At 64.3% G+C, this 15,270-nt stretch carries 11 protein-coding genes; 5 read left to right on the top strand and 6 right to left on the bottom strand.

Annotated features, from left to right (window positions below):
- Positions 1-292: 292 nt before the first annotated feature.
- Positions 293-1,876, top strand: coding sequence for a phytoene desaturase family protein (locus V6767_RS10020; RefSeq protein WP_448473349.1), 1,584 nt, complete (start codon positions 293-295; stop codon positions 1,874-1,876).
- 29 nt (positions 1,877-1,905) lie between these two features.
- On the opposite strand, the gene V6767_RS10015 is transcribed toward V6767_RS10020, so the two are convergent.
- Positions 1,906-3,624 carry an extracellular solute-binding protein gene (locus V6767_RS10015; protein WP_448473348.1) on the bottom strand — a complete coding sequence of 573 codons (1,719 nt, stop codon included), beginning with the start codon at positions 3,622-3,624 and terminating at the stop codon, positions 1,906-1,908.
- A gap of 40 nt (positions 3,625-3,664) precedes the next feature.
- On the bottom strand, positions 3,665-4,546 hold the full coding sequence (locus tag V6767_RS10010; protein WP_448473347.1) for an NAD(P)-dependent oxidoreductase: 882 nt from the start codon (positions 4,544-4,546) through the stop codon (positions 3,665-3,667).
- A gap of 210 nt (positions 4,547-4,756) precedes the next feature.
- Here V6767_RS10010 and V6767_RS10005 point away from each other — a divergent pair, with 210 nt between their 5' ends.
- From V6767_RS10005 to V6767_RS09990, 4 genes are all read left to right on the top strand, one after another.
- On the top strand, positions 4,757-5,476 hold the full coding sequence (locus V6767_RS10005) for an SDR family NAD(P)-dependent oxidoreductase (protein WP_448473346.1): 720 nt from the start codon (positions 4,757-4,759) through the stop codon (positions 5,474-5,476).
- A gap of 267 nt (positions 5,477-5,743) precedes the next feature.
- Positions 5,744-6,922, top strand: coding sequence for a substrate-binding domain-containing protein (locus tag V6767_RS10000; RefSeq protein ID WP_448473345.1), 1,179 nt, complete (start codon positions 5,744-5,746; stop codon positions 6,920-6,922).
- 68 nt (positions 6,923-6,990) lie between these two features.
- Positions 6,991-9,537, top strand: coding sequence for an ATP-binding cassette domain-containing protein (locus V6767_RS09995; protein WP_448473344.1), 2,547 nt, complete (start codon positions 6,991-6,993; stop codon positions 9,535-9,537).
- A gap of 35 nt (positions 9,538-9,572) precedes the next feature.
- A complete protein-coding gene (locus tag V6767_RS09990; protein WP_448473343.1) occupies positions 9,573-10,586 on the top strand; it encodes an ABC transporter permease in 1,014 nt (337 codons plus the stop codon).
- A gap of 14 nt (positions 10,587-10,600) precedes the next feature.
- Here the strand turns inward: V6767_RS09990 and V6767_RS09985 are convergent, their stop codons facing one another.
- The 4 genes from V6767_RS09985 to V6767_RS09970 are packed head-to-tail and all read right to left on the bottom strand — an operon-like array spanning position 10,601 to position 15,240.
- Complete coding sequence (locus V6767_RS09985; protein WP_448473342.1) at positions 10,601-11,374, bottom strand: FadR/GntR family transcriptional regulator; 774 nt, start codon at positions 11,372-11,374, stop codon at positions 10,601-10,603.
- Positions 11,371-12,366: an ABC transporter ATP-binding protein gene (locus V6767_RS09980; protein WP_448473341.1), complete on the bottom strand. Its 996-nt coding sequence runs from the start codon at positions 12,364-12,366 to the stop codon at positions 11,371-11,373. Before V6767_RS09980 ends, V6767_RS09985 begins: the two co-directional genes overlap by 4 nt.
- Positions 12,359-14,296, bottom strand: coding sequence for a dipeptide/oligopeptide/nickel ABC transporter permease/ATP-binding protein (locus V6767_RS09975; protein WP_448473340.1), 1,938 nt, complete (start codon positions 14,294-14,296; stop codon positions 12,359-12,361). The genes V6767_RS09980 and V6767_RS09975 overlap by 8 nt, the downstream gene beginning before the upstream one ends.
- Positions 14,296-15,240 (bottom strand): ABC transporter permease, encoded by a 945-nt coding sequence (locus V6767_RS09970; protein ID WP_448473339.1) that lies wholly within the window; start codon positions 15,238-15,240, stop codon positions 14,296-14,298. Before V6767_RS09970 ends, V6767_RS09975 begins: the two co-directional genes overlap by 1 nt.
- Positions 15,241-15,270: the final 30 nt, after the last annotated feature.

The raw sequence follows: 15,270 nt of genomic DNA, 5'->3' as shown, positions 1-15,270 counted from the left end.
CCTTTGTCGCCCGGAACCGGTGCCGGCGCTTCGCGCGGTCTTGATCGACCGGTCTTGTAGCGGACGTTGCCGGAGAGCCTATGAAAGAAAATATGATAATGCAAGGATCATGGTGACGCGGATGCATTTCTTGCGGGCGCGCGGTGCGGCCTGTCGCAATCGGAGGCAAATGCTGAAATCATTGGCAGATCGGCAATATTGACACTGACTATTGCGCTCGAACCCGAAAAAATGCTCTTCTGCCAAGCATGAATTATGTATGCATATAGGTATATTGGTTCGGGGAACGCGGATGGCGACGACGACGGATTATGATGCGGTGATCATTGGGGCGGGCCATAACGGCCTTGCGGCGGCCGTCCATCTGACGGCGAAGGGCTGGAAGGTCTGTGTGGTCGAAGCGGCCGAGGCGGCCGGCGGCGCGGTGAAGACCCGAGAACTGACCGAGCCGGGATTCCGGCATGATTTCGGCGCGATGAACCTTTCGATGTTCGCCGGCTCCGCCTTCTTCGCTGCCCATCGCGAAACGCTTTCGGCGGCGGGGCTGGAATTGGTGCCGGCCCCCTATTGTTTCGCCAGCGTTTTCCGCGACGCGACCGCGCTTAGCGTCGGCACGGATGTCGCCGCGACCAAGGCGGGCATTGCGGCGCTGTCGCAAAAGGATGCCGAAGCCTGGGAGCGGATGCTTGCCGAGTTTTCCCGCGACGCGCCCCATATCTTCGCGTTGATGGGCGCGCCGATCCCTTCCTTCCAGACGGCAAAGGCGGTGTGGAAGGCCTGGCGGGCGCTCGGTACTGCAGGGCTTTACCGGCTGGCGCGGCTGCTGCTGGCCACCCCGCGCGATTTCCTCGACCGGCATTTCGAGAACGAAAAGCTCAAGGTGATGATGGCGACCTGGGGCCTGCATCTCGATTTCGCGCCGGATGTCGCCGGCGGCGCGCTGTTTCCCTATCTGGAATCGATGGCCAACCAGGCGTTCGGCATGGTGATCGGCAAGGGCGGCGCCGACACGATCATCCGCGCGATGTCGCGGGTGGTGGAGGATGCCGGAAGCGATATCCTGCTCGGCGAGCGGGTCGTGGGCGTGGAACTCGATGACGCGGGCAAGGCGACGGGCGTGTCGCTCGCCAACGGTCGGACGATTTCCGCCCGCAAGGCCGTGATTTCCAATGTCCACCCAAAGCTGCTGTTTAGCGACCTCGTGCCGAAAAACAGCCCGCTCGGTGATCTTGGCGACACGTTCGACAAATTCCACGCGGGCCCCGGCACGATGATGATTCATCTGGCGATGGACGATTTGCCGGCATGGTCCGCAGGGGCCGAACTCGGCGACTACGCCTATATCCACATCGCGCCCGACATGCGGATGATGTCGCGGCTTTATGCCGAGGCGATGGACGGGCTGTTGCCCGCCGAACCGGCGCTCGTGGTCGGCCAGCCCTCGGCGGTCGATCCCTCGCGCGCGCCAAAGGGTAAGCATGTGCTGTGGGTGCAGGTGCGGGTGCTGCCGGCTGAGATCAAGGGCGATGCGGCGGGCGAAATCACCGAGACCGACTGGGACCAGGTCAAACATGCCTATGCCGAGCGGGTGCTTGATATCATCGAGACCCATGCGCCGGGAACGCGGGCGAAGATCCGCGCAAGCGCCGTCTTCTCGCCGCTTGACCTGGAGCGTGAAAACCCGAACCTGATCGGCGGCGACAGCCTGTCCGGCTCGCACCATCTCGACCAGAATTTCCTGTTCCGTCCGCTCGCCGGATACTCGCGCTACAAGACGCCGGTGCCCGCGCTCTACATGTGCGGCGCGGCGACATGGCCTGGTGCGGGAACCGGCGCCGGCTCCGGCTTCATGCTGGCGAAGATGCTGGCCGGATAGCGGCGGTCATCCTTCGGATGCGGAAACGATCAGGCGTAGCGCTCGGCGGCCGTCTGGCGGGCCGAGAGCAAGCCGTCGATGGCGCGCTGGGCGCGTTCCAGCGCCTCTCGATCTGTAATGTCGCCGCGCAGCGCGGCGTGGATTTCGCGGCCGAGAACGGCCTCGATCCCGTGATATTCCGGTACGGCGGGACGCGACCAGGTGCACACCGAGTTGGATTTCAGAAGCCTTGCGACCACGCCCATCACGGGCGAACTCGCGGCCGCCTCGGGGTCGGCGGCAACCGAGAAGCGGGGCGCGACCGGAAACCCTTCCGAGACGTGTTCCTTCATCACCTCCGGCGAGCACATCCAACTGATCGCGTCGAAGGCAAGCGCGACCCGGTCCTCGTCGAGATTGGTCGGGATCATCAGGTGGAAGCCGCCGACCGGATTGGCATGCATGCCGGCCTTGCCCTTGGGCTGTTCCAGGTAGCGCATCCGGCGCGAGACCACGGATTTGACGTGATACTCCATCAGCGCCGCATGCATCGACCAGCAATAGCCCATCACCGCCTTGCCGGTCAGCAGCGCCTCGACCCGGCGGTCCCAGTCCATCGTCAGAATGTTCGGTTCCGATACGTCTACGAGGCGGTGCATGTAATCCAGCACCTCGAAGGCCTGGTCTGTCAGCACCTGACCGCGCAGCTTGTCGGAGACGAGATCATGCATCGGCATGTGGATGCGCCGGCGCGGCAGGTTGAGGCAGGCGGCGTTGCAGGAGCCGAGCAGCACCATGAAAGTGCTGGCGATCGGCATGCCCTCTGCCGCGTTCCACGCAACGCCGTAAACGCCTTCGGAGGGCCGCTGCAGGGCGCGGGCGGCATCGATCACCTGATCGAAGGTGCGCGGATAGGGATGGCCGGCGCGTTCGAAAATGTCCTGCCGGGCGAGAAACAGCTCCACTGTTGTGTAGATCGGCACGCCGTATTGCGTGCCCTGCCAGGCGCCGGAATCCCACACCATCGGCGAGAAATCGAGCGGCTGGATTCGGCTTCCGGCAATCAGTTCGTCAAGCGGGCGCACCAGACCGCGATCGACCAGATCGCCGACCCAGGGCTTGTTGACGCAGATGACGTCGAATTCGGAGTTCTTGCGCTGGCCGTTCTCGATGATCCGGTCGTAGAGCTGCGGCAGCGGCAGGAGATCGACATTCTGGATCGAGCCGATATTGGCCCTGAGATCGGCCCAGGTGTTGCGCAGCGCCTCGAAGTAATTGTCCTTGCGGAACAGGAAGCGCAGTTCCTTGCCGCCGGAAACGTGGTGGCTCTGCAGGCGCGGCGGCGGGATCACGACGCGGGAAAAATTGGAGCCGCCGAAATAGAAGCCGTCGACATCCTCGTCGGAATTGATGGTGCCGAAGGTGCGGCCGATTACGGCCTTGACGCTGCGGCAATAGGCCATGAACCGTTCCTGCAGCTTCTCGCTCGGGCGGACATAGAAGCTGCGGCCGGTGGCGGTGCGCGGATCGAGCACGATATTGCCGTCTTCGATCATCTGGCTGACGTGGCGCATGGCGGTGACGAAGGGCACGCCGCCGCTTTCGGCGAGCGCGCTCTTGGTGATGTCGCGGCCTGTCAGGTGGGCCTGCATCAGCGACAGGGTCAGCGCGAACACCGGATCGCCCCGGCTTTCGGCCACGACCGCGCTGAACGGCCCGTTGAGGTCGTTCAGGAAATCGATGATGCGCAGCATCTCATATTCGGTCATCGGCGGCCCCCTCCCAAGGACCCTCCCATGCGCCGGCGCTCTAACCGCCGCGCGGCGCGTGGTCCCTGATCCAGTCCACCAGCGCAAAGAAGTCACGCCCCTCCATGCCGTCCTCGGCGGCAGCCTGGTATTGCTTCAGGATCAGGGCGCTCACATCCATATCTATATGCTCACCTTTCGCCGCAGCAAGGATCAGCGAAAAATCCTTCACCATCTGGTCGAGCCGGAAGGCAGGCTCCGACGCATCGACCACGACGGTTTCGCGCTTGTAGCCGAGCAGGGGCGAGCTTACCGCGCTTTTGAGGATGACGTCCATCATCTGCGCGCGGTCGAGGCCGCCATGTTCGCCAAGCAGGATGGCCTCGCCGAGAACGGAGGCAGATGCGCCGACAAGCGTGTTCAGCACCAGCTTCATGAACCGGGCCTCATCGGCGGGTCCGAGATAGAAGCGTTCGCTCGAAAACAGCCTCACCAGCGGCTCGACCTCTGTCCAGGCGCTTTCGTCGCCCGAGGCGAGCACGGTGAGGTTAGCGGCGGCCGCGATCGTGGTGCTGCCGGAAACCGGCGCGCGCAGATAGCGAATGCCGTGGTCGGCAAGCAGGCGCGCGGCTGCCGACGAAGCTTGCGGGCTCACCGTGCTGGTGTCGATCAGGATCGCGTTTTTCCGCATGGCCGGCGCAAGTGTCGTGACCACGCTTGCAAGCGCCGGGTCATCGGGGATCGAGGTGAAAATCACATTGCAGGCGTCGCCAACGGCCGCGATGCTCTCGGCCGCCCGCGCGCCCCGCTCTTCCATGGCTGCGCTGTTTTCCGGCCGGGAATCGAAAACGGTCACGTCGATGCCGCCCTTCAGAAGATGGCCCGCCATCGGCGCGCCCATTTTTCCGACGCCGATCCATCCGACAACGTTTGTGGCAGACATGCCCGTCCTCCCTGAAATGCGTTTTCTCGGAAACTACGGCCACGGCTTCGTCCTTGGGCGAGCAGTTTCGACCAATCTGGAAAAATTTCATCGCGGGCGCGGCAAAACTTGCGCTGAACTCTTCCGGATCGGGACTATCGCATCGTATCATAATACGGTATTACACGAATATGGCGCGGAGGCGCTTGAAGATTATCGGGAGGAGAAAATATGCGGCTTGAAGGAAAAGTGGCGCTGGTAACCGGTGCGTCGCGCGGGATCGGTCTCGGCGTGGTCGAGCGTTTCTGCGAGGAGGGCGCGATCGTCTATGCCGGCAGCAGCAGTAATCCGACGGGGATTTATCCCGAGGGGGTGACCGGGCTGAAGCTCGACGTCGCAAACGAGGATGACTGGGCCAAGGCCATCGAACGGATTATTACCGAGCAGGGCCGGATCGACTGCCTTGTCAACAATGCCGGCATCGCCGTCTATGATGGCGTGGCGGATGGTTCCACCGAGAACTGGCGCAAGGTTCTGGGCGTCAACCAGGACGGCGTGTTCTTCGGCATGCGCGCGGTGATACCGCACATGCAGGGCAGGAAATCCGGATCGATCATCAATATATCGTCGATCTGGGGCAAGGGCGCGGTGCCCGGCGCGCACGCCTATCACGCTTCAAAGGGCGCGGTTGTGATGATGACCAAGAACGCGGCGATTACCCATGTCGGCGACGGCATCCGTGTGAATTCGGTGCATCCGGGCTTCATCGATACGCCGCTGACCCAGGCGCAGGATCCTGAAATCAACAAATTCGTCATCGGCATGACGCCGATGGGCCGTGCCGGGACTCCGCGCGAGATCGCAAATGGCTGCCTTTTCCTCGCCTCTGATGAGGCCAGTTTCGTCACCGGCGCCGAACTTGTCATCGATGGCGGCTATCTGGCGCAGTAGCCGGACGCGGCAAAAATTTCCGGAATGGGAATCTTGCGCCGCCGCAATGCCGGCGGCGTTGGCACATTCAGGGGACGCGATCGGCGGGAGGGTTTAAATCATATTGACGTATGACTGTAATACCGTAATATAGTATGCATGATTGACGGCGGCCATTCGAGGAGGATGGCCGCGCGACCGCCGGCCCGACCACGCCATGGAGGCAATGCGGGCGGCGATCCGGCCGGCCGGAATGGACCGGCCTCAAAACCAGGGAGAGGAACTGCCATGACCTATTTGAACGGCCTGAAGAGGCCTGTCCGCGCGACAGCGCTCGCGATGCTCGCCCTCGGCCTGCCGGCGGCGGCATACGCCCAGTCGGCCGATGAGCTTCTGCAATCGCGTCTCGGCACCACCGATGTCGGCCCGGTCTTTGTCGAGACCTTCGACAGGGCCGCGCTTCCGGTGAGCGACGAGATGCGCGCCAAGGCCATTGAATGCTGGAAGAACAACCAGTGCGACACCGGCACCGGCGGGGAGCTGACGGTCGCCTATGCCGACGGCTTCGGTGAAAACGTCTGGCGCGAAGTCACCAAGATGGAATTCATCATGCAGGCGCTGACCTATCCGGAGATCGGCCACATTTCCTACACCTCGGCGCGCGGCGACGCCGCCAAGGCACTATCCGATTTCCGCGCCTATATCGCGCAGGGCGTCGATGTGATCGTCACCTTCGCCGACCATGGCGAGGCGCTCGCCCCCTCGATCCGGGAGGCGACCGAATCCGGCATCACCGTCGTGCTGCATAACGGCACGGTCGCCGGCACGCCGGGCGAGGATTACGTCACCAATATTTCCGAAAACATCTGCGATCTCGGCAAGGAATTCGTCAAGGCGATCCGCACCGGCAACCCGGATGCCGCCAATATCGCGGCGCTCGGCGGCACGCCCGGCAATCCGCTGTCGTCCACCTGGCAGGCCTGCGCCAAGGAAGAGGCGGCATCGATCGGCGGTCTCGAGATCGTGGCCACCGAAGATACCAACTGGACCCAGGAGGGCACGTTCTCGGCCGTTTCCGCGATCCTGTCACGTTTCGATGACATCGATGGCTATATCTACGACTATGCCGACGGCTTCCGGGGCGGCGTGCGCGCCTACCAGTCGGCGGGCAAGCCCCTCGACATCGTGGTGGCGCTGCGCACCGACGAACAGGGCCTGTTCTGCGACATGAAGGCGGCCGAAAACCCGAACTTCAAGATCTTCTATTCCTCCGGCCAGAACTACCAGGCGCGCCTGGCCCTGACGGCGGCGATGATGTCGCTTGCCGGCGAGGAGATCCCGGCCAATCTCGACGTGCCGTTCTCCATGAAGCAGGCCTCGGCCGACCAGTGCGACCCGAGCCTGCCCGATGAGGTTTCGGTTTCGACCATGGTCGATCCCGATACGCTCCGGGCCATGTTCAACTGATCTTTGGATACTGCATGGCGGGCGGTTTCCGTCCGCCATGCGCACTGTTCATGAGGGGAGGGTAACCCATGTCCGAAATCGTCCTGTCGATGCGCGACGTCTCCAAAACCTATCCGGGCGTGAAGGCGCTGGATGGTTTCAGCTTTGATTGCCGCGCGGGCGAGGTTCACGCCATTCTCGGCGAAAACGGCTCGGGCAAATCCACCCTGATGAAGATCGCCTCCGGGGCGATCGCACCCAATGGCGGCACGGTCGAGATCGCGGGGCGGATGCTGGAGCGCGCCGATCCGCGGCAGGCGCTGTCATACGGCCTTGCGACTGTCTATCAGGATGACAGTCTCGTGCGCGAAATGACGGTCGCACAGAACCTCTATCTCGCCACCGCCCCCGGCGAGGTACCCTATCGCGGCATGATCGCCTGGGCGGAGGAAAAGCTTGCGCCCTTCGGCCTCGGCATATCGCCCAAAAGCCTTGTCGGCGATCTCACGCCCGCCCATCGCCAGTTCGTCGAGATCGTCAAGGGGCTGCTGTCGCGCCCGCGCGTTCTGTTGCTGGACGAGCCGACCTCGACGCTCGATCATGATGGCGTGGCCCATCTCAGCCGGATCGTGCGCGAACTCGCGGCGGAAGGGACCGGCATCGTCTATGTCAGCCACCGCCTGCCGGAAATCCTCGATCTCGCCGACCGCGTCACTATTTTGAGAGACGGCGTTCACGAAGGGACGTTCGAGGTCACCAGCGAGACCTCTGAGCACGAACTGGTTTCGCGGATGATCGGCCGCGATGTCGAAAGCGAATATCCGGCAAAACCCGGTACAATCGTGCATGATCCGGTATTGATCGTGGATGGTCTGAGCGGTCATGGCTTCGACGATATTTCCTTCGTCGCCCATCGCGGCGAGATCGTCGGCTTTGCCGGCGCCGAGGGCAACGGCCAGCGCGAGGCGCTGCGGGCCATTGCCGGTCTTCACCCGAGCCATGCCGGGACTGTAACCTGCCTGGGCCGCACCGTGGACGTGACCGAGCCGCGCCACGCATTGCGCTCCGGCGTGCTCTGCCTTTCTGCCGATCGCGCAGGCGAATCGATCTTCCCCGACCTCGGCGTGCGCAAGAACATGACCCTGCCGCGGCTTCGCGATTTCGTCCGGCGCGGTCTGGTCTCATCGCGCGACGAGCAGCGCCGCGCCGAGGAGATGCGCGACGAGTTCGGCGTCGTCGCCGCCACGCTGGAAACGCCCGTCAGCGGGCTTTCCGGCGGCAATCAGCAAAAGGCGGTGCTGGCGCGCTCCTTCCGCGCCGAGGCCGACGCCGTGCTGATTGACGAACCAACGCAAGGTGTCGACGCCGGGGCCCGCCACGATATCTATCAGGCGATCCGCGCCAATCTCGGCGAAAGCGGCACGCTGGTGATCAACTCCTCCGATGCCCAGGAGCTTGCCGGCATCTGCGACCGTGTGCTGGTGTTTTCGCGCGGGCGCATTGTCGCCGAGCTCACCGGCAAGGAGGTGACCGAGGAAAACATCGTCTCCGGCTTCCTGCGCGCCCGCGATGCCAAGCAGGCGAGCGAGGAGGCCCCCGGCGCGCTGTCGCAGGCGCTTCGCACGCTGATCTCGGGCTCGAACATCTGGTGGGTGCCGCTGGTCTTCCTAGCATTGCTGACGCTGATTGTCGGCGGCTATGCAGCAATCGAGAGCAAGGTGTTCCTGCGCACAGTCAACATCCGCTACATCCTGCTCGCAACCGCGCCCGCAGCGCTCGCGGCGATGGCGCAGCTCCATGTACTGCTCGTCAGGGGGCTCGACGTTTCGGTCGGCTCGATGATGAGCCTCACCGTGGTCGCCGCCTCCTATATGATCGCCTTCCAGATGCCGATCCCGATGCAAATCCTCGGCGTTCTCGCTTGCCTCGGCATCGGTCTGCTCGTGGGTCTCATCAACGGCTCCCTGATCCGCTTTGCTAATATCAACGCGGTGATCACCACCATCGCCATGCTGTCCGTTCTTCAGGGCGCGGCGCTCTTGGCGCGGCCGATTCCAGGCGGCATGATCTCGCAGGAATTCACCGGACTGATGAAGGAACGGATTGGTTTCCTGCCGGCCTCGATCTTCGTGCTCGTCGCCGTTGCCATAGCGCTCGATTTCTGGCTGCACCGGACCCGTTCCGGCCTTGAGGCCAAAGCTGTCGGGTTCCGCGAGGTCGCGGCCCAGCGCAACGGCGTGCGCGTCAACCTGGTGCATGTCCGCGCCTATGTGTTCGCCGCGCTGATGGCGACGGTCGCTGGCTTCTTCCTCGGTTCGGAAGTCGGCGTTGGCGCGCCGACCGTCGGCGCCAATTACGCGCTGACCTCGATCGCGGCCGCGGTTCTTGGCGGTGCGGCGCTTTCGGGCGGTCGCGGCTCGTTTGTCGGCGCCTTGTTCGGCGCGCTGTTCTTCGCGCTCATGGTCAACGTGATCACGCTTCTCGGGCTTTCCACCGCGTTCGGCATCATCGCCGGCGGCGTCATGACCCTGCTTGCGATCTTCCTTTATTCGGGCCTCGGCGAGCTTGAAGCGCTGCTGCTTTCGGCCATGCGACGACGCAGGGTGATTGCACCGGCCGAAAAGCGGGCGGCGTGATGCCGGCCGGGGTTTCCAACAATGATGAGGGTAAAATGACCGAAACAGGCGTGATATCATCATATACGCCGGCCTCGCGGGCCGGGCGCGGCGGCAAGGGACGGGTGCCCGTGATCCAGATGCAGTTTGCGGCGATCTGGATCGCGCTTGCCATTCTGGTGGCGCTCTGCGCGCTGTTCCTGCCGCGCAGCATCTCCGGCACATCGGTCACCAGCATCCTGCCGTTCGCGAGCTTCCTCGCGATTGCCGCCATGGGGCAGGCGCTGGTGCTGATGGCGCGCGGCATCGATCTATCCGTGCCGGCGATCGTGACGTTGTCGAGCACGGTGCTTCTTGGCACGTCCGGCGGCGCGGAGGGCTCGGCCGTGATCGGCACAGCGCTGGCGCTCGCCTTCGCCATGATGGTCGGCCTCGTCAACGGCGTGCTGGTCGCGTGGCTGAAGCTGAACGCGCTGATCGTGACGCTGGCGACCGGGGCGATCGTCGCCGGCCTCACGCTCTGGTATCGCGGCTCGCTTCCGGCGGAAGCCGGCGTGCCGACCGTGCTTGCCGAATTCGGCGAAGCCCGCTTTCTGGGCCTCAACACCACGATCTGGATCACCATCGCGCTGACCCTGGTGCTGACGGTGCTCCTGCGCCGCACCCAGCTTGGCCGAAGGTTCGAGGCCGTCGGCGCCAATCCGCGCGCGGCCTATGCCACCGGCGTCGAAATCCGTCGCTATCAGGCGGGCGCCTTCGTCGCCGCCTCGCTGCTTTACGGCATTGTCGGCGTGCTGCTCTCCGCCTTCATCCGAAACCCGACGCTCGATGTCGGCAATCCCTATCTCTTGGCCCCGATCGCGGCAGCGGTGCTCGGCGGTACGGCGATTTCCGGCGGCATCGGCTCGATGATCGCGGTGGCGGGTGCTGCCCTGTTCCTCACCCAGCTCGGTCAGGCGCTGAAGGTGCTCGGGCTTGAGACCTCCTGGCAGATGATGTTCCAGGGCGTCGCAATCGCGCTCGGCATGTTCCTCTCGGAAGTGCAGACCCGCAAGCGCCGGGGTGGGTAAGGCACCGCTCTCGCTCAGCCCTCCCGGTTCAGCCGCGCCCGCTCGAGCATGTATGCCTCGGCCTCGGCCATATGTTCCGCCATGATCTTGCGGGCCCGGTCGGGGTTGCGGCCGCGGATCGCCTTGATCAGCTCGATCTGGTAGAAGACGCCGGTCTCGCGCAGGCCGGGATTGGGCGTCTGGTAGATTTCCCGGCAGTCCGGCAGGTCGCGCAGCAGGTTCAAGAGCAGGCCGCAGGCAAAGCCGAGCACCGGGTTTTTCGCATGGCGCGAGAGTTCGGCGTGGAAGTCGAGTTCGGCAAGGCGCTGGACATATTCCTCGTCGGCCGATTTCGGCTCCGCCTCATAGAGCCGGATCGTGGCCTGCAGGGCGTCGATTGCGTCGTCGGGAAGGTGAAGCGCCGCGTCGGCCGCAAGCTCTGGCTCCAGAGATTTGCGCAGCGCGTAAATGTCGGAGATCGAGGGCGGCGCGCGCAGGAACAGGTTGGTGACGGTCTGGATCGCTTCGTCAGGGGCGACGGCGCGGGCGAAAATGCCGCCGCCGGGGCCGGTCTTGCTGGCGATCATGCCCTGGAATTCGAGGATTTTCAGCGCCTCGCGCACCGTGCCGCGCGAAGCGGGAAGCTGCTCCGGGTCCAGCCATTCCGCCGGCAGCCGGTCGCCGGGGCGAAGCCCGGTCTCGATCATCCGCTCGCGCAGCATGTCGGCGATGATATCCGGCCGCTTGCGCTTCTTCGCCGCAAAGGGCGGGGCAAAGGCCTGGCGGCTTTCGAGGCTGGGTCTGGTCATGCCGTCCTTTTCATCATCGGATGGAAGCAGGCGGCTTCGTGGCCGGGCCCCCCTTGCGCTTCGTCTATCGGCGGAACATGCGTCTGGCAATGCTCCGTTCCGTTGGGACATCGGGCGAAAAAGGCGCAGCCCTTGGGCGGATTGTAGGGGTCCGGCAGCTCCGCCTCGCTGTCGCCGCCGGAGACCGCCTTGCGGCCCGGCGCGGGCGCGGAGTTGAGCAGAAGATGGGTGTAGGGATGGAGCGGCTCGGCAAACACCGCATCGCGGCTGCCAAGCTCCACGATCCGCCCGAAATACATCACCGCCACCCGGTCCGAGATCGATTCCACCACGGACAGGTCATGGCTGATGAACAGGTAGGTGAGGCCAAACCGGCTCTTTAGATCGTCGAGAATGTTGAGCACCTGCGCCTGCACCGAGACATCGAGCGCGGAGACCGGCTCGTCGAGCACGATCACCTCCGGATCCGCTGCAAGCGCCCGGGCGATGCCAATGCGCTGGGCCTGTCCGCCGGAGAATTCATGCGGATAGCGCTCGAGGAATTCGGGCGCGAGATTGACCGCGTCCATCAGCTCTTCCAGCCGCTTCTCGCGCTCGGCCTTGTTCATCTTCAGAAGATGGATCAGCGGGGCTTCCAGAATGGTGCGGATTTTCTTGCGCGGATTGAGCGAGGAGACCGGGTCCTGAAACACATATTGCACCTGGCGGGCCAGCGCGCGCGGGGTCTTCTTCGCCTCGCGCGCCAGATCGCGGCCCTCGAAAGTGATCTTGCCGCCGGTCGGCAGGTCGAGGCCGGACAGGAGACGCGCAAGCGTCGACTTGCCGCAGCCGCTCTCGCCGACAATGCCGAGCGTCTCGCCCTTCTTCACGTCGAGGGTGACGTCCTGAACGGCGTGGACGGCGGGAAGCGCCTTGCCGAACAGCGTCTTGCCGCCGCCGAAAATGCGCTCGGCCCGATCGATCGCGATCAGCGTTTCATTGGCCTCAGGCATCGGCGGTCTCCCGGTTGAGCGGATGGATGCAGCGCGCGCCGCGCTCCTCGCCGAAGGAGAGCATCGGAATGTCGCCGCTGCGACAATCCGCCTGCACATAGGGACAGCGATCGGCGAAGGCGCAGCCATCGGGCAGGTCGTTGACCACCGGCGGACGACCCTGGATCGCGTCAAGCCGGCGCTCGGGCTCGCCCAGCACCGGCACGCAGTCGATAAGCTTGGCGGTGTAGGGATGGGCCGGGTTGGCGAGGATTTCCTCGGTCGTGCCGGTTTCCACGATCCGCCCGGCATACATCACCGCCACCCGGTCGCAGATCGCCGAGACCACACCGAAATCATGGGTGATGAACAGGATCGCGGTGTCGCGCTCCTTGCGCAGGCCGTTCATCAGTTCGAGGATCTGCGCCTGCACCGTCACGTCAAGCGCGGTGGTGGGCTCGTCGGCGATGATCAGCTTGGCGTCATTGGCGAGCGCCATGGCGATCGAAATCCGCTGGCGCATGCCGCCGGAAAGCTCGTGCGGAAAGGCGTTCAGCCGTTCGGCTGCATTGGGGATGCGCACCGATTGCAACAAGTCGGTGGCCTTCTTTCGGGCTTCGGATTTCGACAGCGGCTGGTGGGCCTGGATGGCCTCGATCAACTGATCGCCAACGGTAAACAGCGGATGCAGCGTCGACAGCGGGTCCTGGAAGACGTGGCTGACCGCGCCGCCGCGCAACTGGCGGATGCGTTCGTCGCTTGCGGCAAACAGGTCCTCGCCGGAAAACCAGGCGGCGCCGCCGGCAATGCGGCCGGGCGGTGTCGGCACGAGGCCCATCAGCGACATCGCAGTCACCGATTTGCCGGAGCCGGATTCGCCCACCAGCCCGAGACATTCGCCTTCGCGGATATGCAGGTCGACGCCGCCCACGGCCTTGTAGATGCTGCCGCCGACATGGAACTCGGTACGCATTTGCTGAACGTCGAGCACGGCGTTTTCGCGCGGCTTCTCATCGGGCGCGGCATCGCGCTTGACGGCGGTGCGGGCACCGGGTCGCGCCAGCGCGCCGGATTTCAGCCGCGGGTCGAGCACATCGCGTATGCCGTCGCCGAGAAGATTGATGCTCATGACAAGGGCGAAGATCATCAGGCCCGGCACCATCGAGACATGGGCGTCGGTGAACAGCACCTTGCGGCCATCGCCCAGCATCGAGCCGAGATCGGCCTGCGGCGGCTGGGCGCCGAGACCGAGGAAGGAGAGCCCGGCGGTTTCGAGAATCATCCAGCCGATCGTGGTGGACATGGTGATGATGATCACCGGCAGCACGTTAGGCAGCACCTCGCCGAATAGGATGGCAAAATGTGACTTGCCCGAAAGCCTTGCCGCATCGACGAATTCGCGCCGCGACAGGCCGAGCGTCATGCCGCGAATATTACGGGCGAAGAACGGGATATTGACCACGGCGATGGCATAGAGCGCATTCAGGAGGCCCGGGCCGAGGACTGCGACGATCGCCAGCGCCAGCAGAATGTAGGGAAAGGCCATGACCATATCGATGCCGCGCATCAGGATATTGTCGGTTCTGCCGCCCGCATAGCCGGCGACAAGGCCGATCAGAGAGCCGAAAAAGGCGGCGATCAGCGTGGCGGAGACACCGACGGCGAGGCTCACCCGCGTGCCCCAGATCAGCCGCGACAGGAGATCACGGCCAAGGGCGTCGGTGCCGAGCAGATGCCCCTCGGAGAACGGCGGCAGCAGGCGCACCGATGGATCGGTCACATTCGGCGGCTGCAAGGGCAGGATGGGGGCGGCGAGCGCCACCAGCACGATCAGCGTCAGCACGATCAGCCCGGTGGTGGCGAGCGTGTTGTTGAAGAGCAGTTTCAGCGCGCTCGGGCGGCCGCCCTTTTTCTTCTTCTTTGCGGGCGTGGAAATCGCAGCGTCGGTCATCAGCGCAATCTCGGATCAAGCATGGTCTGGACGACGTCGGCGGCGAGGTTGAACAGCACATAGGCCGCCGCCACGATCAGCACGCCGCCCTGGACGGTGAGCAGGTCGCGTGTGGAAATCGCGGTCACCAGCATCGAGCCGATGCCCGGCCACTGGAACACGGTCTCGATGTAGACCGCGCCGCCGAGCACGAAGCCGGCCTGGATGCCGAGCACCGGAATGACGGAGACGAGCGCGGCCTTGAAGGCATGGCGCATGATCACCCGGCGCTCCTTCAGCCCCTTGGCGCGGGCTGTGCGGATATAGTCCTGTCGCAGCACTTCCAGCATGGAAGTGCGGGTCAGCCGCGCGACCACGCCGGTCGCGACGACCGAAAGCGTGAAGGCGGGCAGGATCAGGTGCCTGATGAGGTCCATCGGCCCGCCGCCGCCATAGATCGCATACATGCCGCTCGCCGGCAGCCATTGCAGCTTGACGGCAAAGACCAGGATCAGGAGCAGGCCGAGCCAGAATGAGGGCACCGAAATGCCGATCAGCACGAACAGCGTCACCAGCTTGTCGGTGAAGCCATACTGGCGCACGGCAGAGACGATGCCAGCCAGAAGGCCGAGGATGGAACAGAGCACCAGCGAGGTGCCGGCAAGGATCAGCGTATTGCCGAAACGCTCGGTGATGATGTCGAGAACGGGGCGGTTCTGGGTGTAGGAGCGTCCGAAATCGCCCTGGAGAATATTGCCGAGCCAGATGAAATATTGCTGCACCAGCGGCTTGTCGAGCCCGAGCGCGCGGTTGATGCGGTCGACATTTTCCGGCGTTGCGTAGGAGCCGAGAATAGCGGTTGCCGGATCGCCGGGGATCATCGCCATGATCGCGAACACGATCACGGTCAGGCCCAGAAGCACCGGAATGACAGCCAGAAGCCGCCTGAGGATATAGTGTGCCATGGCGTGTTCTCCGTGGTGGCCATGAAACCT

The sequence above is a fragment of the Martelella sp. FLE1502 genome (assembly GCF_053484255.1).
This window is presented reverse-complemented; position numbering and strand designations above follow the sequence as displayed.